The sequence below is a fragment of the Pseudomonas sp. HP_14 genome (assembly GCF_055283875.1).
Map to the genome: position 1 here is coordinate 130,482 of NZ_JBTOQI010000041.1, position 17,334 is coordinate 147,815.

General features: G+C 56.2%; 20 protein-coding genes. 8 read left to right on the plus strand and 12 right to left on the minus strand.

Going from position 1 to position 17,334, the window contains the following annotated elements; translation table 11 throughout:
• Position 1: 1 nt before the first annotated feature.
• The 4 genes from ACYASS_RS19780 to ACYASS_RS19795 form a co-directional block, all read right to left on the minus strand.
• A complete protein-coding gene (locus tag ACYASS_RS19780; RefSeq protein WP_463587371.1) occupies positions 2–997 on the minus strand; it encodes an ABC transporter permease in 996 nt (331 codons plus the stop codon).
• A complete protein-coding gene (locus ACYASS_RS19785) occupies positions 997–2,547 on the minus strand; it encodes a sugar ABC transporter ATP-binding protein (protein WP_463587372.1) in 1,551 nt (516 codons plus the stop codon). The genes ACYASS_RS19780 and ACYASS_RS19785 overlap by 1 nt, the downstream gene beginning before the upstream one ends.
• Positions 2,548–2,602: 55 nt before the next feature.
• Positions 2,603–3,565 carry a sugar ABC transporter substrate-binding protein gene (locus ACYASS_RS19790; protein ID WP_122664539.1) on the minus strand — a complete coding sequence of 321 codons (963 nt, stop codon included), beginning with the start codon at positions 3,563–3,565 and terminating at the stop codon, positions 2,603–2,605.
• Positions 3,566–3,713: 148 nt separating this feature from the next.
• Positions 3,714–4,103: a hypothetical protein gene (locus ACYASS_RS19795; protein WP_463587373.1), complete on the minus strand. Its 390-nt coding sequence runs from the start codon at positions 4,101–4,103 to the stop codon at positions 3,714–3,716.
• Between the two features lie 195 nt (positions 4,104–4,298).
• On the opposite strand from ACYASS_RS19795, the gene ACYASS_RS19800 reads away from it, so the two are divergent.
• From ACYASS_RS19800 to ACYASS_RS19815, 4 genes are all read left to right on the plus strand, one after another.
• Complete coding sequence (locus ACYASS_RS19800) at positions 4,299–4,550, plus strand: DUF1654 domain-containing protein (protein WP_422765423.1); 252 nt, start codon at positions 4,299–4,301, stop codon at positions 4,548–4,550.
• A 4-nt stretch (positions 4,551–4,554) separates the two neighbouring features.
• Positions 4,555–5,256 carry an endonuclease gene (locus ACYASS_RS19805; RefSeq protein ID WP_463587374.1) on the plus strand — a complete coding sequence of 234 codons (702 nt, stop codon included), beginning with the start codon at positions 4,555–4,557 and terminating at the stop codon, positions 5,254–5,256.
• A 310-nt stretch (positions 5,257–5,566) separates the two neighbouring features.
• A complete protein-coding gene (locus ACYASS_RS19810) occupies positions 5,567–5,809 on the plus strand; it encodes a DUF6555 family protein (protein WP_243247311.1) in 243 nt (80 codons plus the stop codon).
• 67 nt (positions 5,810–5,876) lie between these two features.
• Positions 5,877–6,131 carry a hypothetical protein gene (locus ACYASS_RS19815; protein WP_243247310.1) on the plus strand — a complete coding sequence of 85 codons (255 nt, stop codon included), beginning with the start codon at positions 5,877–5,879 and terminating at the stop codon, positions 6,129–6,131.
• Positions 6,132–6,175: 44 nt separating this feature from the next.
• Here the strand turns inward: ACYASS_RS19815 and map are convergent, their stop codons facing one another.
• Together map and ACYASS_RS19825 are read right to left on the minus strand one after the other, a co-directional pair.
• Positions 6,176–6,967 carry a type I methionyl aminopeptidase gene (gene map, locus ACYASS_RS19820; RefSeq protein WP_243247309.1) on the minus strand — a complete coding sequence of 264 codons (792 nt, stop codon included), beginning with the start codon at positions 6,965–6,967 and terminating at the stop codon, positions 6,176–6,178.
• Positions 6,964–7,218, minus strand: a complete 255-nt coding sequence (locus ACYASS_RS19825; RefSeq protein ID WP_243247308.1) for a ParD-like family protein — start codon at positions 7,216–7,218, stop codon at positions 6,964–6,966. Before ACYASS_RS19825 ends, map begins: the two co-directional genes overlap by 4 nt.
• A 223-nt stretch (positions 7,219–7,441) precedes the next feature.
• Here ACYASS_RS19825 and ACYASS_RS19830 point away from each other — a divergent pair, with 223 nt between their 5' ends.
• Positions 7,442–7,636: a hypothetical protein gene (locus tag ACYASS_RS19830; RefSeq protein ID WP_463587375.1), complete on the plus strand. Its 195-nt coding sequence runs from the start codon at positions 7,442–7,444 to the stop codon at positions 7,634–7,636.
• On the opposite strand, the gene ACYASS_RS19835 is transcribed toward ACYASS_RS19830, so the two are convergent.
• The 3 genes from ACYASS_RS19835 to ACYASS_RS19845 all read right to left on the minus strand — a co-directional run bounded on the left by ACYASS_RS19835 (position 7,587) and on the right by ACYASS_RS19845 (position 9,462).
• Complete coding sequence (locus tag ACYASS_RS19835; RefSeq protein WP_243247445.1) at positions 7,587–7,784, minus strand: hypothetical protein; 198 nt, start codon at positions 7,782–7,784, stop codon at positions 7,587–7,589. The genes ACYASS_RS19830 and ACYASS_RS19835 overlap by 50 nt on opposite strands.
• Positions 7,785–7,910: 126 nt before the next feature.
• Complete coding sequence (locus ACYASS_RS19840) at positions 7,911–8,939, minus strand: Ldh family oxidoreductase (protein ID WP_463587376.1); 1,029 nt, start codon at positions 8,937–8,939, stop codon at positions 7,911–7,913.
• A 64-nt stretch (positions 8,940–9,003) separates the two neighbouring features.
• Positions 9,004–9,462 carry a GNAT family N-acetyltransferase gene (locus tag ACYASS_RS19845; RefSeq protein ID WP_463587377.1) on the minus strand — a complete coding sequence of 153 codons (459 nt, stop codon included), beginning with the start codon at positions 9,460–9,462 and terminating at the stop codon, positions 9,004–9,006.
• A 199-nt stretch (positions 9,463–9,661) separates the two neighbouring features.
• Here ACYASS_RS19845 and ACYASS_RS19850 point away from each other — a divergent pair, with 199 nt between their 5' ends.
• Entirely contained in the window at positions 9,662–10,693 is a 1,032-nt protein-coding gene (locus tag ACYASS_RS19850) for a FecR family protein (protein ID WP_463587378.1), read from the plus strand.
• 127 nt (positions 10,694–10,820) lie between these two features.
• On the opposite strand, the gene pvdQ is transcribed toward ACYASS_RS19850, so the two are convergent.
• Positions 10,821–13,154 (minus strand): bifunctional acylase PvdQ, encoded by a 2,334-nt coding sequence (gene pvdQ, locus ACYASS_RS19855; RefSeq protein WP_463587379.1) that lies wholly within the window; start codon positions 13,152–13,154, stop codon positions 10,821–10,823.
• A gap of 222 nt (positions 13,155–13,376) precedes the next feature.
• Between pvdQ and ACYASS_RS19860 the strand changes: the two genes are divergently transcribed.
• Complete coding sequence (locus tag ACYASS_RS19860; RefSeq protein ID WP_243247302.1) at positions 13,377–13,766, plus strand: Fe2+/Zn2+ uptake regulation protein; 390 nt, start codon at positions 13,377–13,379, stop codon at positions 13,764–13,766.
• Positions 13,767–13,795: 29 nt separating this feature from the next.
• Here the strand turns inward: ACYASS_RS19860 and ACYASS_RS19865 are convergent, their stop codons facing one another.
• Entirely contained in the window at positions 13,796–13,984 is a 189-nt protein-coding gene (locus tag ACYASS_RS19865) for a hypothetical protein (RefSeq protein WP_122664553.1), read from the minus strand.
• A 247-nt stretch (positions 13,985–14,231) separates the two neighbouring features.
• Here ACYASS_RS19865 and ACYASS_RS19870 point away from each other — a divergent pair, with 247 nt between their 5' ends.
• The gene (locus tag ACYASS_RS19870) at positions 14,232–16,040 is read left to right on the plus strand and encodes a monovalent cation:proton antiporter-2 (CPA2) family protein (protein ID WP_243247300.1); all 1,809 of its coding nucleotides are present in this window, start codon (positions 14,232–14,234) and stop codon (positions 16,038–16,040) included.
• A 346-nt stretch (positions 16,041–16,386) separates the two neighbouring features.
• Here the strand turns inward: ACYASS_RS19870 and ACYASS_RS19875 are convergent, their stop codons facing one another.
• Entirely contained in the window at positions 16,387–17,313 is a 927-nt protein-coding gene (locus ACYASS_RS19875; RefSeq protein ID WP_463587380.1) for a glycosyltransferase family 2 protein, read from the minus strand.
• Positions 17,314–17,334: the final 21 nt, after the last annotated feature.

The window sequence follows — 17,334 nt, forward strand, 5'->3', positions numbered from 1 at the left end:
GTCAGACCTGGCGCTTTGCGCGGTGACTGCGATAAGTGTCGAGCACTACGGCGATGACGATTACCGCACCGGTGATAATCCGCTTGGTTGGCTCCGTGGCACCGATTTGCGCCAACCCGGCTGCCAGCACCGAAATGATCAACACACCAAAGAAGGTGCTGATGATCGAACCACGTCCGCCCATCAAACTGGTGCCACCAATGACCACCGCGGCGATCACCTGCAACTCCAGCCCCGAGCCCGCGTTGGGATCGGCGGCTTCCAGACGGGAAATCTGGAACAGCGCCGCGACGCCCGCCAACAGGCCCATCATTGAGAACACCAGAATCTTGTATGGCTTGGGGTTGATGCCCGCCAGACGCACGGCCTCTTCGTTGGTACCAATGCCGATCAAGTAGCGTCCAAATACGGTGCGGGTGAGTAGCGCCTGCGCGGCAAAAATCACCAGCAAGGCAATGACAAACGAGGGCGAGATACCGAAGGCGAACGGGTTAGATAACCAGGCGTAGGCATCACCAATGTAGGCGGTGCGCGAATCGGTCATCTGGTACGCAACACCACGAGCCATCTCCAGCACACCAAGAGACACGATAAATGAAGGGATTCGCCAGGCGACCGTGATCGAGCCGGTAAGCGTGCCAGCCAGTGTGGCGCAGGCCATGCCCAACAGCGCAGCCGGAAAAATACTCCAGCCCCAGCCAAGAATCGCCACGCTGACTGCGGAGGCCGCCAGAGCGAGCACCGACCCCACGGACAGATCAATGCCGCCGATAATCAGCACGAACGTCATACCTACCGCCAGCACCATCAGATCAGGAATCTGATTGGCGATGGTGCTGAACGTGTTGTACGAGAGAAAGTGATCGCTGAGCAGTGAGAACAGCACGACCATTGCCAGCAAGGCACCCGCAAGGCCCAGGTAGGTTCCCAGACCGAAATAAGTACCGCCACGTTTCGCCGGTGCGGAAAGAGCCTGTGAAGGGGTAGAGGTTTTCATCAAGCAGTCCTCGGCGCCGCTTCACTGAGCAGCGCGTCGCGTTTTTGATAGCCGGCAAATGCGGCGGCAAGCAGTTCGTCCTGGGTCCAGCTGTCGCGTTCGAAGGTATCGATCAGACGCCCGGCAGACAGCACGCCGATGCGATCACAGATCAGCATCAGCTCACGCAGATCACTGGAGACCACGATCAGTGCCCTGCCCTGACGGGTCAGTTCGCCAAGCAGGCCGTAAATATCGAACTTGGCCCCTACATCAATGCCGCGGGTGGGTTCATCAAACAGCATGATCGGGCAATCGCGCTCCAGCCAGCGGCCGATAACCACCTTTTGCTGATTGCCCCCGGACAGCTCTGAAACCAGTTGCGCAGGCCCCGAACTGCGAATACGCATGGCATCGATCTGCCGTTTTGCCAGACTCGCTTCATCGCGAGCGTTGACTAGCCCGCCAGCCGATACCGCGTCCATATTGCCCAAAGCGATATTGGCGCTGATAGACTGAGTCAACAGCAGTCCTTCGCCCTTGCGATCCTCGGTAATCAGCGCGATACCCTCGCGAACCGCGTCGGCAGGAGAGCGAATCGAGACCGCCCGAAGCGGGCTACCCAGTTCGATGCTGCCGCTGTCGGCCAGATCTGCGCCATAGATCAGGCGCAAAAGCTCGGTGCGCCCGGCGCCGATCAACCCGGAAATGCCGAAAATTTCACCTTTGCGGACCTGGAATGAAACGTCCCGGACCTTTTCGCCACGCCCCAGACCTTTGACACTCAGGGCCACTGCACCAATCTGACGGGTTCCCAAATCAATCTTGTCACCCAGCTCCCGGCCGACCATCAACGTCACTAACTGCTCACTGCTGTAGTTCGCGATAGCGTCGACGCACACCAGCTTGCCATCACGCAGCACGGCAATACGTTGCGCAACCCGCTGCAACTCTTCAAGGCGGTGAGAGATGTAAATGATCGACACGCCGCGCGCCTGCAGACGGGTGATCTGCTCGAACAACATCTCGACTTCCCGGGCCGTCAGCATGGCCGTAGGCTCATCCAGTATCAGGACACGACAGTCACCGATCAGGTTGCGGGCAATCTCCACCATCTGCTGATGACCGATGCCTAGCTCACTCACCAGCGTGTCCGGATCAATCGCGTCCAGCCCGACTTGAGCCATGGCCTTGATCGCGTCTTCACGCAGACGCTTGCGATTGATCCAGCCTGCACGACGCGGCAAGTTGTCGAGAAACAGGTTTTCTGCAACAGACAGGGTGGGCAGCAGATTGAGCTCCTGCATCACCATGCGCACGCCAAGCGTTTCTGCCTGTGTACGGTTTGCCGGCTGATAACTTTCCCCCTGAAATTGCATCTGCCCCGTAGTCGGCGCTTCCAGCCCGCCTATGATTTTCGAAAGGGTACTTTTACCGGCGCCATTCTCACCCGTGAGAGCGAGCACTTCACCACGCATCAACGTCAGGTCAATGTCGCCCAGCACGGGTTGCGCGTAGGTCTTACCTATACCGCTGACAGACAGCACGGCGGTTTGATCAGAAACCGACATAAAACTCTCCATGCACCTGCCCGATACGGGCAGATGCAGTCATTCGGCGAAGGGGTTACGGTTTGGATTTGGTGATCAGAGTCACCGGCGTTTCGATGACGCCATTAACAGTCTCGACCTTTTCACCCTTGAGAATTTTCAGGGCTGCGTCGATGCCGAACATGGCTTGCCTGGCGGCGAATTGATCGGCGGTAGCCAGCACGCGGCCGTCTTCGATCATAGGTTGAATAGCCTTGATGTTGTCGTAGCCAACCACTTTGACCTGCCCCGCCTTGCCTGCTGCACGAACGGCAGACACAGCGCCCAGTGCCATGCTGTCATTCCCGGCCAGCAGGGCTTTGAGATTCGGATGCGCATTAAGCATGGCTGAGGCAACCGCGTTGCCCTTGTCGATCTCCCAGTTGCCTGACTGCACCGAAACGATCTTCATCTGCCTGGCGTCCATGGCATCCTTGAATCCAGCTGTGCGCTGTTGAGCATTGGTGGTAGTCGGAACACCTTCAATAATCCCGACTTCGTCACCCGGATTCAGGTCGCGGGCCAGGTATTCACCCACCAGCTTTGCTCCCTTGCGGTTGTCAGGGCCCACAAACGGAACACTGATACCCTTGCTTTTCAGCACATCGGCATCAAGCTGGTTGTCGATGTTCACTACGGTAATACCCGCATCCATGGCCTTCTTGATGACCGGCACCAACGCTTTGGAATCTGCCGGGGCAATAACCAGCGCGTTGACCTTGGAAACGATCATCTGCTCGACGATGCGAATCTGATTGGACGTGTCCGACTCGTCCTTGATGCCATTGGAAATCAGGTCAAACTTGTCGGCGTTTTCTTTCTGATAAGCCTTGGCGCCATCTTCCATGGTGCGGAAGAATTCATTGGCAAGGGACTTCATGACCAGCGCGACTTTGGGCTTGTCCGAAGACTCAGCCGATAAAGCCGGGAGAGAGGTAGTAGCGGCAACAGCAGCGAGCATAGCGACGGCAAGAACGCGTCCAGCAAATGGCAGCTTCATAGGTACACTCCGATCTTATGATTATTGTGTCGGGCAACACTTGACGACCCTGGTCACGGACCATGGCGCAAACGTTTGCGAGATACGAACTATGAGAACCGGCGAAGGGATTGTCAACGCCCGGCAATGCTAAAAATCGAGGCGGGATTTATACGGTGATGTTCAAACCACCGCTTCTATCCAGTTCTTTGAACAGCGAACCGGACATTAGCAATATGGTCCCGGTGATGGCTGATATCTGATTTTGAAAGCTCGCCACAACCGCGTTCCGGGCGGCGAGATTTGAATAGGAGGCATTTTCCGCGGCTCGCATTTTACTTCGCAGATCACGCAACTGCGATTGCAGTTCGGCCAGACGCTTGAGCATCTGTTTTGCCGATGCACTCAGATGATCGGAGATATCGCCGCTGACCTGTTGATCCCCGAGGGCGATGCTATCGACCTTCTTCTCGCCTTCTGACAAGGCTTCTGCGCTTGCTGCGGAGCTTGCATTGACACTGAATGTAGATGCTGAGAAACCAAGCGCGGAAATAGTCATTACCGTCATCCTGAAAAATCGAGTCCTGCTCCAGCAATCGGCCTGTTCAGATTTTTCTTGAGGATTGAATGCCCAGCGGCGACCGCCAGACTATGCGCAATCACACAAACCCAAGAATTTGTTCCTACAGCAGAGTTGAAAAACGGCCCACAGTGAAATACTGTATGCCCGTACAGCAACCCAAGGAACCTTTCCGTGGCAAATCCAGGCGCAGCAACTCAATCCCTCCCCAACTCTTACGAACGTCTAGGCGTGCGAGTGCAAAAGATCATCAATTCGCCGACGGCGCAAAAAGCCAAAGCAGCATTGATATTCCGCCTGCCGGACGAAGTTGAAGACGAATGGAATCAGTTGCTTGAAGAGATCGCGGAAAACGACAACGTAACCCTCGCCTATCGGGATGATGGCGGCGTGCAAATTTTCTGGACAGTGCCGAAGGAAGATTGACGGCATGATTGTGCGATTTTTTACCCTGCTTTGTACGACACTGCTCCTCACCACTTCACTCACTGCCACTGCCGAAGCGCCCCATACGTTCAGCCAGGCGAAAAAGGTTGCCTGGGGTCTCTATTCGGCTCAGTCCACCGAGTTTTACTGTGGCTGTAAATACAGCGGTAATAAAGTCGATATCGCTGGCTGCGGTTACGTTCCACGCAAAAACGCGACTCGGGCCAAACGTATTGAGTGGGAACATATCGTCCCCGCATGGCAGATCGGCCACCTGCGCCAGTGCTGGCAGAACGGTGGACGCAAGAATTGCACGAAAAACGACAAGGTTTTTCAGCAAGCCGAAGCCGACCTGCACAACTTGGTGCCTAGTATTGGCGAGGTCAATGGCGACCGAAACAACTTCAGTTTTGGCTGGCTTCCAACCCAGACCGGTCAGTACGGTTCCTGCTTGACGCAGGTTGATTTCAAGGCCAAGAAGGTCATGCCACGGCCTTCCATTCGCGGCATGATCGCGCGCACTTACTTCTATATGAGCAAGCAGTACAACCTGCGTTTGTCACGTCAGGATCAGCAGTTATACCAGGCCTGGAACAAGACTTATCCCGTCGAAAGCTGGGAGCGCCAGCGCAATCAGCGAGTCGCCTGCGTGATGGGTCGAGGCAATGAGTTCGTGGGCCCGGTGGACCTGAAAAGCTGCGGCTAAACGACAATCACGAAGGGCGTTGAGGGGCTTGTCCAGAGCCCCTTGAGCCACGTGAAAAAACACATCACCGCTCATCGGAGATGTGTACAAATATGTCTAAATCAGTGTAATTCTCGTCTTCCCTTTTTCAGACAAAAGGACATCTGGAGCAGTAGTACGATTCATGGCCGCTTGAAGTTCTTTGCAAGCCTGTATCGATCTCTAAATGAACTGGTAGCACGCTGTTGAGCCTCCTCGGCTCAAGCTTCCAGGTACCAGGAAGTACGCATTTTCAGAGATGTATCTCGACATCCCACAGGCAGGGGCAATGATGAACGATCAGACGGATTTTGAAATTCATTATCAGTTTCGCGGCGAACCTCGGCACTTTTCTCATCAGGCACTACAGCTCTGCGAAAGCGATGCGCTGCATATTGCAACGCTGCACGCGGGCGTCTGGCAGCTAGACGACAGTGTTGCTACAGGACCGATCAGACCGGCGCTTCTTCAGGCAGAGATACTGGGCGTAACCCAGGTGCACTGGAAAAAAACACGCAAGGAAGAGAAAGTCTAAACAAAACGATTTCGAGGCGGTCCCACTTATCAAGCAGCGCTCATCAAACCAGCAACGCGAGGTAAGCATGACCATCGATAAAGACCTTGAAAAAGAAGTCCTGACCCGACTACTGCACGCCCACCCCACAGGCTTGGGCAAAGAAGTGCTGGACAACTATCGGGGGGAGAACGCAGTCGCGGACACCTTGGAGCATTTGCAGAAAGACGGCCTTATCCATGATGGCAGTGTTGATTCGACGGGCAAAGCGGGTCGCTCGTTGCATTACCCGATCAAGCTCAGCTCTGCTGGAGTTGTTGCGGCAAAGGCCTACGACGCGTAAGCAGTACATCTAGCCCGACCTGCTTCAGGTCGGGCTTTTTTACGTCAGATTTCCGGGTATTCGCCCGTACCTTCCGGCCATGGAGTCAACAGCTCAAACCCCGTCTCGGTCACCGCGACCATATGTTCCCACTGGGCAGACAACGACAAGTCCCTGGTCAGGACTGTCCAGCCGTCCGGCAGGACTTTGGTGCCTGGCTTGCCTGCGTTGATCATGGGCTCGATGGTGAACACCATGCCTGGTTTGAGTCTCATCCCCTTGCCCTGAGCGCCGTAATGCAGGACTTGAGGATCTTCGTGATAATTACGTCCAATCCCGTGCCCGCAATACTCACGAACGACACTGAAACCTTCGCGATGCGCAACCGTCTGGATGGCATGCCCGATATCACCCAGCGTTGCGCCTGGACGCACCGCGTGAATGCCCGCACGGGTAGCTTCATAGGTGGTATGTACCAGACGCTTTGCCAGCGGGCTGACCTCGCCCACGAAATACATCCGGCTGGTATCGCCATACCAACCGTCTTTGATAACAGCGACATCAATATTGATGATGTCGCCATCCTTGAGAATGTCTGACGCCGACGGTATACCGTGGCATACCACTGCGTTGGGTGAGATGCAGGTCGTTTTGGTAAACCCGTGATAGCCAACATTGGCAGGAATCACTTTCAGCTCTTTGACGATGTACTCATTACAGATATCGTCCAGCGCCTCGGTACTGATGCCTGCTTTTACATGCGGCGTGATCATGGCCAGCACGTCAGCAGCCAACCTGCCGGCGATTCGCAACTGAACCAGATCTGCTTCACTTTTGATGCTGACAGGGCCGCTCATCGAGAAGCTACCTGTGGCTGGGACTGAACAGGCGAGATATCGAAGGTCTGCGCACTCAAAACAATGCCATCGGCATTTTCAGTACGGATCAACATCTGGCAAATCTCGCTGTAGTTCAGCGCCGGGTGCAACTCGCTAAGCATGCCGACACGCATCCAGTGCTCAGCCTGAGCATTGATCGAACGGCTCAGCGCGGCACTTGCCGCGCGAATATTGGCGTGCATATGTTCGGAAATCTTGACCAGACCCATAATTCACCTCGAATGGAATATATGAAGCATATACGTTTCATATACAGCCAATCAAGTACAGGTGAGCTACCTGACTCTCTGCCAGCCTCGATCACGACACCTGGCGAATCTCATCATTCGTCGCCACAGTGGTATAAAGCTCAAGAGCCACTTCCATCAGGTTGAAAAAAGCTCAATCATTCGCGCCTATGCTTTGCATCAGTCGCGGTCTGGAGAATCAAGCGTGGTGAATTTCCTGCTGGGCTGGTGCGTGGTTTCGCTGTTCGGCACACTGCTGGCGTTGCGCTTGATACGCAGCGGGAAGAGTCGTCATGCCCGCTCGGCCGAAATAGCTGAAACTGAGCAGGATGCACCTGCAGACACTGAAGTCAGTCAGCCGCCAGCCGACTATGACATTCAACCGGGTGCCGGGCGTTGACGATAGCCATGGATACCAGAGGCTCGTAGACGTTGAACTGACGAAGCGCCGCCGCCAGGGCCAGAAAATCCTCGCGCTGCATTTCATCCATGCCAGCGATGATGGATATGTGATCAGTTGAAGTATTTGCAACGCATTCAAGGGACATGGCGACCGCCTCTTTCAAATTACTGTTTAAACATACAGTATTTGGATCAGCGTCATAACGCAAGCCAAAGGACGACGAACGGCGATGCTGCCGATCAGTCGCCCCGTCCGTTTTTGGGCTGAACGCCTACACAGCGGCGAGTGCTTGCAGGTTTTCCCACTCCGCGAGCGAAATCTCGATGCCGCCCGCAAGCGATTTTGCCCGTTCCAGATATCGCCGATCACCCGGCATGCGCTCCTGCCCCACACCTTGCATCTGCCTGACCAGCTCCTCGCTACGCATTGCGAAGTGTTGGCCGCTGCCTTTATCCGGGTCTATCACAATCAGCAACTGCCCGGTCCAGGGGGTTTGCGCGCCCGGGTGTCCGGACCAATCGAATTCGAACGAGAAATTGCCGCCGGTGAGCGCAGCTGCAAGCAACTCAACCATCATCGACAGTGCAGATCCCTTATAGCCTCCGAACGGCAGAAGCGCCCCGCCCTCCAGGATTGCTTTGGGGTCTTGAGTAGGTTGCCCGGCGCGGTCAACGCCCATTCCGGCAGGCAAGGTGCGACCCGCTCGGGCAGCAATCTGCACGTCGCCGTTGGCAATGGCGCTGGTCGCCAGATCAAAAACAATCGGCTCCCCGCCTGCGCGAGGCGCAGCAAAGGCTATCGGATTAGTGCCAAACAGAGGTTTCTGTGCGCCATGGGGCACCACACAAGTCATGCTATTGACCACGCTCAGCGCAACCAGCCCCTGTTCGGCAAAAGGCTCTACATCGGGCCATAACGCAGCAAAGTGGTGAGAGCTACGAATGGCCAGGATCGCGATACCGGCACTTTTTACCTTTTCGATCAGCAATGGCGTGGCAGCCGCCAACGCTGGCTGCGCAAAACCATTGGCCGCATCCACGCGGATAAACCCAGCCGCTACGTCTTCGACTACCGGCACCGCCTTACCATCGACCCAGCCACTGGCCAGTGATGACAAATAACCGGGAATGCGAAAAATGCCGTGGCTGTGAGAGCCGTCGCGCTGGGCACTTGCGCAGTTTTTCGACAACACCTTAGCCACTTCCTCCGAACTGCCATGGCGCACAAATATCTGCCGCAGTACCTCGGTTAACTCGGTGAAGCCAAGGGTATGCGTCTGGTTGTCACGGGGTGCAGACATTGAAGACTCCAGCGGTCAGCGTTAACAACAGGAAGAGTGTCGTGACGATTGTCGAGGTTAACGCTCACCCTTGAAGAGGTAAATCTACACCATCAGTTTGATCCAGACGCTTCTGAAAAAAGTAACGTCGATGCCCGGGTGGATAATCGTTAATTTGACCGCACTCGTTATAACCGAGGCTTCTGTAAAAATCAGGCGCCTGAAAATCGAACGTATCGAGCCATATACCTGTGCAGTTTTTCTCACGCGCCAGGTCTTCAGCCATTGCCATAAGACGCACGCCAAGCCCCTGCCCCCGGGCTTGTTCCGGCACTACCAGCAACTCGATGAACATCCAGCTATAAAAAATGCTGCCCTTCAACCCGCCGAGAACCTCGTCGCCTTGTTCATCCTTGACCAGCAGTGCGAACTTCTCCGCCCCGGACTGGCCTGCCTTGGCGACGTTATAGGCGCGCAAGGGCGTTAGAATTGCCGATACTTCTTCTTCAGTGGGACTGGAGGTGTGTTCGATACGCACGTTCATCCATGGCTCCGTGAGAGGTTATATATGAAAACCGGCAGTTTAATACCGCTGAGCACTTAACAGGAGTGCTTAAACAATGCGTTAACGCGAATCGACCGCTATTACCAAAAAAATAGGCTGATGCTTTGATATTCAATAGCCACAACTGTTCTCCCCCGCTCCCACGCGCATGTAGAATACTCCTACAGCCGGAGTACCAATGAGCGACCCAATTCTCAGCGAAGCCGAATACGATGCCATCACCGATGCCGCAGCACATTGGTGCATGCGCATGCACGCCAGTGATTGCACGGCAGACGAGCGCCAGGCGTTTGAACAATGGCTACATGCGCATCCGCTGCATACCGTTGAATATGAAGCGATGCTGGAAATCTGGGATATCTCCGAGCAGGTGGTGCCGGTCAATCCATTGCCTGCCGACAACAATGGCGTGCGATTACGCAGTAACCCGGCAGCCAAAGCGCCCGGCAAAACCTGGCGTAATTATGCCGTCGCAGCCGCCATCGTTGCGCTCGCCGTGCCAGTGGCAGGTTACATAGGCTGGAATCAGGGCTGGCTGCCGAATGCTTATGACAGTTATGAAGCCAACGGCAGTACACGTCTGGTCACCATGGCAGACGGTAGCCGTGTGGAACTGAACCTGGGAACCCGTCTGACTTTCGCCAACTACAAGGATCGACGCAGTGTAGTGCTGGACAAGGGCGAGGCGTTCTTCGAGGTCAGCCACGATGCCCAGCATCCGTTCGTGGTGAAAGCGGGCCAAGGCAGCGTCAAGGTCACCGGCACCAAATTCAACGTCTGGATGTATCAGGATCAGGTCCGGGTGATGCTGCTGGAAGGGTCAGTGCAAGTGGTCAGTGACAGCTCCCAACCGGGTAGCGGGTATCGCCTTGAACCCGGCATGCAGGCGAGCTACAAGAGTGGCGACTTCGAGCCGCAGATCAGCGAAACCTACGCCAATGACAACATTCTGGCCTGGCGCAACGGCAAGCTGGTGATCAATAACCTGCCCTTGGCGCAGGCGCTGCCACTGATCAACCGCTATCTGCCACAACCGGTTTTGCTCGCTGACAATGCCACTGGCGCGATCCGCATCGGCGGCAGTTACAACACGCAGGATATGGTCGGTCTGGTGGCGTCGCTGCCCAAGGTCTTACCCGTGACAGTGACCCGAAACAACGAAGGCAATCAGGTCATCAACAGACGACCTGGTGTCACGCCGAGGGGCTAGCCTGACGATCCCCTGAAACAGGAGCAGCTCCCTATGGGAACTGAGTCTGGTCTGGGCGGCATTCCGACGATAAGGCTGGACGCGATCTAAACAGATCCGAACCAGCCTGATATTCCCCCCCCTGAGATTACTTCTGCCCTTCCTTGATCACTTGCAACCGATAAGCAGGGTCTGCCGTGATCTGCTGCTCGGTGAATGGCAACACACCCCATTGTTTTTTAGAGAACGCCTCGGTCTGATCCCGACGATGCGGCGATGTATCACGGGTTGACTCCGACGGCGCCAGCAAGCCCTGAGCCAGAGGACCGTGCTCGTCAAAACTCACCACTTGCAAATAGCTGCTGCCACTGACGACTTCACGCTTGCCATCAGGACGCGGCACGGTCTGCATCGCGTTGTAGACGCCCAGAACAGCCGGACCACCGTGGATTGGCGTCTGCTGCTGGCCCGCAGTCGAGACTTGAATATCGCCCCAGTGAGTTTCTTCGGTCACACCAGCTTTACTCAGCTGTTCCGCCGACGCCAGCACCGCTGCATGCAGCGCCTCTGCTACACCGGCCTGGCGCAAATCCAGACCGCGAGGTGTGTGGACCGGATTGGCCGGGTCAAAGGCAATACGCCAGGCATTTGGAACAGCCTGCAGCGCCTTGGCGATGTTTTGAAAATGCACGAACCCCACGCCTGCATCCAGATTGGCACTGCGATCCCACTGACGCATGCTCGTGCAAACACTTTTGACCGTTGCAGCGTCAGGTCCGGAGTAACCAGCACAGTACTGCAGCAGGTCATCCAGCACTCCACCGGCCTCGGCGAGATACACCCGGTTATCCATGACCATGGCCTGCAGGTCCGCGATGGTAACCTTGCCAGCCTGCTGCAGGCTGCCGAGCCGATCTACGGCGAAACGTGTACGCGGCCCAAGCGGCTGGGCATCACGGCTGATCAGTGGCGAAAAGCCCGTCAATGGCTGCGCCGGGTTGGTCATCCACGCCGAATCATTGGAGTTCTGCAGATAATCGCTACGGCTTAACATTGGCAACGCTGAGCTTGGGAAGATCCCGGGCTGCGCAGCTGACGTATCGTTTTCCCAGGCGCAGGCCTTGCGCGAGCCATCCAGCACGATCATCTCCAGACCAGCAGAAGGATCGCTGCATTGCGCCAGCTTTTGGCTGCTGACATTCGGGACAACCGAAAAATTGGTGTATAGCGTCTGCCCCTGATCGTCTACGGCTAACGTATTGACCCAAGGGATGCCCTGAATTTTCTGCAACGCGTTTTTCAGCTCTGCAAGGTTTCTGGACTGATTCATCACATACCACTGCTGCATGACCCGATCATTGCCAAGGTTTGCGTCGCGCAAGCTATAGGCATATTCACGGTTCCAGTCCAGCTTGCCCGGCCACTGCACCACGGGGCCAAACTCGGACTGATAAACCTCACGGGTTTGCTGCTGCGGCTTGCCATCCTTGTTGCTCAGCATGACGCTGACACGGGTCTTTTGCAGCGGGCGCGATTGCCCGTCAACCAGATAACGAGTGGGGTCCTTTGGATCAAGCTTGAGCCGATATAAGGTGAAGTGTTTGGAGGTGTCCACCGTATGGGTCCAGGCCAGGTGCTGGCTGAAGCCGATATTGATCAACGGCAACCCCGGCAGCGCGGCCCCCATGACATCGAGCTTGCCGGGTATGGTCAGGTGCATCTGATAAAAACGCATGCCGCCCACCCACGGGAAATGCGGGTTGGCCAATAGCATCCCCCGGCCATTTTCAGATCGGTCACGACCAATCGCCACAGCATTACTCCCCCTCTCAAGAGCAAAGTCCTGATCATGGGCGAGAGCACTGGCGAACGACGTCGAATCCATTGAGTGACTGGCGACGCTAGCAGCGGGCGGTGCGGCGGCAGCAAGGGCTTCGGCAAAACGCCCTACGCCGCCTTCTACCAGAAGGCGACGGGTCAGCTTGACCTGATCGTCGGTGGTGATCGGACGCAGCCACTGCGCCTGCAAGCATTCGCCCTGATTACCGGCTTGTCGCGTCTCCGTCAGAAACCGGTTATACCCCGCGACATACCCCTCGACCAATTGCCGGACCTCTGGCGTCTGGGCCTTCCAGAATGCGGCCACAGCCTGAGGCGTATTCAGCCAGTTGAAGAACACATCGCTGGCCATGTTATTGCGCTGCTCGGTGGTCTGCTTCTCGGGACCAAAGTAACGCGAGCGCTCGCCGTTTACCGTGACCACTTCATTGGCCAGCAGGCAGAGGTTGTCCTGCGCGTAGGCGTAACCAATTCCGTAGCCAAGACCGCGCTCGTTTTGCGCGCGGATATGCGGCACCCCGAACGTCGTCCGACGAATCTCTGCGCCAGCCTGACCCACAGGTAACTGCGCATGAGCACTGAGACTCAGGCCAAACAACAATCCGCAAATACACAACGTCGGCACGCGCTTGAAAATGATCACTCTGACTCCTGATGGCTGGCTTGTGGACAGGCACAGCCTTGACGGGCTGTCGCTCAGTTAAAGACGAAGAACATCAGAAAAATTTAAGGATTAACGGCTCACTGAGAGAGGCTTGAAACGATGATCGGTAAACTTTTTTTCGGAAAATGTTGAGGATTTTCAGCGCTCATACGTCTTAGTAAGTGAGGCAAGTATTTTTAGAGCCTGAAAAGGAATTTGCGCATGTTTAATCGTCAAGCCACCACCACCCGAACGATGCTGCGCCAGTCAGCCATTGCAGCGCAGGCCCAGGCGCCAGCGATCGATACAGAGCGTCAGGGCAATGAACCCATCAGGAAGCTGCTGAAAAGCTTTGGTCTGCGGACCAGTCTGGTCCGCCTGAAGGTCCTGGATGCGCTGCTGCACGCCACCAGCGAAGGGCAACCTCTGGGCGTTCGTGGCGTACACAGCCAATTGCTGAAGCTGGATATCCCGCTGTCATTTCTGAGCGTGCGGGAAGTATTGAAACGCCTGTGCGACGAAGGCGTTATTTTTCTCAATCCGGACAAGAGCTACAGCCTGCATCCTCAGGCGATGGAGCAGCTCAACGAACCGGACAAGTCGGCACAGTAACTGCCCGGTTTGAACTGAACCGCAAGCGCTCAGCGTTTGACCTTGCGGCGTATCACACCGTTGATAACCACAACCAGTACGGCAACGGCGATGGCGATGTACTGGAATGTCTGCTCGGTGATGACACCGCTGGCCTGCAAACGAGACAGACCCAGCATGATCGCCAGTACCGCCAGGGCAATCAGCAGCGAATAAATCAAACGTTGTTTATTGGTCATTACAAGGTTCCTGAAATCTTCATGGACTGCACTCGTTGCGCACAAATGCGCGCCCATCTTACGCTGATGTGCCAAGCCTGACACCGGCATCCTTCATGCACTGGCCCTACAGCCAATTCGCCTCCCACACCTGACAGATCCCCACGCCAGAGCACATCCGGACAACGCTGGTTACAATTCGCATGGTTTAATAGCCTCTATTCAAGGCCGCTCATGCGGCCTTTTCGTGATTAGCAAGGAGTCAACCATGCCCCATGAAGGCAGCCTGTTGCAGGCCGCAGTCGTGTTTCTGTTTGCCGCGGTTTTGACCGTTCCACTGGCCAAGCGGCTGCAACTGGGGGCCGTTATCGGCTATCTGTTCGCCGGCGTAATCATCGGCCCTTCAGTACTGGGGCTGATCGGCAATCCAGAGAGCGTCAGCCACATCTCTGAACTGGGCGTCGTACTGCTGTTGTTTATCATCGGCCTCGAACTTTCGCCAAAACGCCTGTGGGTGATGCGTAAAGCAGTATTCGGCGTCGGCATGGCGCAGGTGCTGTTGACGGGACTGGTCATCGGCGCCATTGCCCTGCTCGCCTTCGGTCAGCCACTGAATACTGCCGTTGTGCTGGGCCTGGGGCTGGCGCTGTCTTCCACAGCCTTCGGCCTGCAGAGCCTGGCCGAACGCAAGGAACTCAATAGCCCTCACGGTCGACTGGCGTTTGCCATTCTGCTGTTTCAGGACATCGCGGCCATTCCACTGATTGCCATGGTGCCGCTGCTCGCGGGTACCGATGACAAGCTCAGCGCCAGTGATGGCCTGACTCACGGCCTCGAAGTACTAGGCGTCATTGCGATTGTGGTGGTAGGTGGTCGTTACCTGCTGCGGCCGGTATTCCGTATCGTGGCCAAGACAAAAATCCAGGAGGTGTCCACGGCGACCGCATTGCTGGTGGTCATCGGTACCGCGTGGCTAATGGATCTGGTGGGCGTGTCCATGGCGCTGGGCGCTTTCCTCGCCGGGCTGCTGCTGGCCGACTCCGAGTACCGTCACGAGTTGGAGTCACAGATCGAACCCTTCAAAGGGCTGCTGCTCGGGCTGTTTTTCATGAGCGTGGGCATGGGCGCCAACCTGAGCCTGCTGCTCAGCGAGCCGCTTGTTGTGCTGGGGCTGACGCTGCTGCTGATTTTCATCAAACTGCCACTGCTGTTTGTTGTTGGCCGTCTGGCAGGTGGGCTGGGTAAACAAAGCGCTTTACGACTGGGCATCGTGCTCGCCGCGGGCGGTGAGTTCGCCTTTGTGGTGTTTCAGATTGGCAGTGATCAGGGCCTTTTTGATGCCCGTCTATACGACACGCTGGTGCTGACCATCACCTTGTCCATGGCGTTGACCCCACTGTTGCTGCTGGGAATTGCGCACTGGCTCAAACCCAAGCCGGTTACCGTGGAAGTGCCGGACGAATACCGGGATATCAACACCGACTCACCTCGGGTAGTCATTGCGGGCATGGGCCGTATGGGGCAAATCGTGGCGCGGATTCTACGTGCGCAGAATATCCCCTTCGTTGCGCTGGATACGGCAGTGGAGTCCATCGAATTTTCCCGCAGCTTCGGCAATGTTCCAGTGTTCTATGGAGACCCGTTGCGCCCGGAAATCCTTCGCGCGGCAAAAGTCGAACAGGCCGAGTTTTTCATCATTGCGACTGATGATCCCGACATCAATATCAAGACGGCCGAACTGGTCAACAAGCTGTATCCGAACATCAAGATCATCGCTCGTGCCCGTAACAGACAGCACGTGCATCGCCTGCTTGATGTCGGTGCGCAGGCCGTTCGGGAAACGTTTTATTCCAGCCTGGAAATGAGTCGACGTACGCTGGTAGGTCTGGGCCTGAGCCAGACCCAGGCCGATGCGCGTATCAGTCGCTTCAAACGTCACGATGAACAGGTTCTGGCGGCGCAGCATCTGGTGTATGACGATGCGGCAAAGGTACTGCAAACCGCTCGCGAAGCCAGGAAAGAACTGGCGCAGTTGTTTGAGGCAGACCGGCAGGAAGAGGAAGCCGGGAAGGATTGATTGCGAATGCAATCGCTTTTAAAGCTTTTGCATGCCGTGCCACGCAGTCCGCAACGACGCGAGATTAGCGTCGGCAGGCCGAGTGGAGGTGTCGTGGTGGGGTGCGCTCGGCATGAATGCCGAGCGAGCGCCGTTGGGCCATGGATGGCCCGTCGGCGCGTCGCCCCACCACGGCACCGGAAGGAGGGAACCGCCGCGCAGCGGGGGCCGGACGTCAGCGCAAAATGGTCTCGCCCCTTTGCCGTAACAAAGGGGCCCGTCCGTTAGGACGGAACAAATATCAGCAGCGCAGCAATTGCCGCTGATTCAACGCGCCTCAATAACCCTACAACACCGATGCATCGGTTTACGCATACGGCCCATCCCAATACCGCCCATGCATGCCAAGCTTCTTCTTCAGACTTTTAGGCAGACACTTTTCCTGCTTGCTGAGTTTGTAAGCAATCAACTTGGCAGCATTGCGTATGAACGACAGTGGCCAAAGCAGAAAGCGCCGAGGGCCAAGGAACTTGAGCTCTGATTTGACGTAACGCATCCCCTCCCCGGCCACGCCACCAAAGGTGTCGTAGATCCAGGCCTCGCGAGACTGGAACACGCCAATATCAAAATAGCGCCGAAACTCTTCCCACACGGTGTAGTTGTGCGAGTGACGGCACATCGCCGAGCCTTCGTAGGCCACCTTCCAGCCAGCCAGAAGCATTTTGGCGGTAACGTACATGTCTTCAGAGAGGATCACATGCGGCGGAAAACCACCGACATCCAGCAAGGCTTCGCGGCGATAGGCCGCAAACGAGTTGGACATGAACGGGGTTTTGATCCCCAGCACCGGAGCATCTTCCAGAGTCTTGATCTGTGAGACCGGCGGATAGTTGAACAGGCGCGCATGCTGCGCGAGCAAGCTGGCATCTTTGTGAGGCAACTGACGCCCGCAGACAGCCCCCACCTTAGGGTCAGCGAAAGGCAGCAAAATATTGGCAATGGCCTCGACGTCCTCGACGTAGGCATCCTGAGTCATATAGACATAGACGTCATAATCGGGATTGAACTCAACCATCATTTGCCGTGTGCCGCCGTGGTTGAAATCCTTGCTGTCGACACGGATCACATTGGCGCAACGCGAACGCGCCAACTCAAGGGTTCCATCACGGGAACTGGAATCGACAATCAGCGTGTCAAAAACGGCTGTCTGAGTTGCCAGAGAATCCAGTAACCGCTGTAAATCGTTTCGCCCGTTATAGGTCGGGATGACACAAGCCACTCTCAAAGACGGCATAACAAAACTCCAGGGCGAAAT

Coding starts and splice junctions, on each gene's coding strand:
- ACYASS_RS19790 (WP_122664539.1), bottom strand. CDS start 3,565: ATGAAGCTGCCATTTGCTGGACGCGTTCTTGCCGTCGCTATGCTCGCT.
- ACYASS_RS19840 (WP_463587376.1), bottom strand. CDS start 8,939: ATGTCTGCACCCCGTGACAACCAGACGCATACCCTTGGCTTCACCGAG.
- ACYASS_RS19810 (WP_243247311.1), top strand. CDS start 5,567: ATGAACGATCAGACGGATTTTGAAATTCATTATCAGTTTCGCGGCGAA.
- ACYASS_RS19860 (WP_243247302.1), top strand. CDS start 13,377: ATGTTTAATCGTCAAGCCACCACCACCCGAACGATGCTGCGCCAGTCA.
- ACYASS_RS19835 (WP_243247445.1), bottom strand. CDS start 7,784: ATGTCCCTTGAATGCGTTGCAAATACTTCAACTGATCACATATCCATC.
- ACYASS_RS19845 (WP_463587377.1), bottom strand. CDS start 9,462: ATGAACGTGCGTATCGAACACACCTCCAGTCCCACTGAAGAAGAAGTA.
- ACYASS_RS19865 (WP_122664553.1), bottom strand. CDS start 13,984: ATGACCAATAAACAACGTTTGATTTATTCGCTGCTGATTGCCCTGGCG.
- ACYASS_RS19795 (WP_463587373.1), bottom strand. CDS start 4,103: ATGACTATTTCCGCGCTTGGTTTCTCAGCATCTACATTCAGTGTCAAT.
- ACYASS_RS19780 (WP_463587371.1), bottom strand. CDS start 997: ATGAAAACCTCTACCCCTTCACAGGCTCTTTCCGCACCGGCGAAACGT.
- map (WP_243247309.1), bottom strand. CDS start 6,967: ATGAGCGGCCCTGTCAGCATCAAAAGTGAAGCAGATCTGGTTCAGTTG.
- ACYASS_RS19870 (WP_243247300.1), top strand. CDS start 14,232: ATGCCCCATGAAGGCAGCCTGTTGCAGGCCGCAGTCGTGTTTCTGTTT.
- ACYASS_RS19875 (WP_463587380.1), bottom strand. CDS start 17,313: ATGCCGTCTTTGAGAGTGGCTTGTGTCATCCCGACCTATAACGGGCGA.
- ACYASS_RS19825 (WP_243247308.1), bottom strand. CDS start 7,218: ATGGGTCTGGTCAAGATTTCCGAACATATGCACGCCAATATTCGCGCG.
- ACYASS_RS19815 (WP_243247310.1), top strand. CDS start 5,877: ATGACCATCGATAAAGACCTTGAAAAAGAAGTCCTGACCCGACTACTG.
- ACYASS_RS19850 (WP_463587378.1), top strand. CDS start 9,662: ATGAGCGACCCAATTCTCAGCGAAGCCGAATACGATGCCATCACCGAT.
- ACYASS_RS19785 (WP_463587372.1), bottom strand. CDS start 2,547: ATGTCGGTTTCTGATCAAACCGCCGTGCTGTCTGTCAGCGGTATAGGT.
- ACYASS_RS19805 (WP_463587374.1), top strand. CDS start 4,555: ATGATTGTGCGATTTTTTACCCTGCTTTGTACGACACTGCTCCTCACC.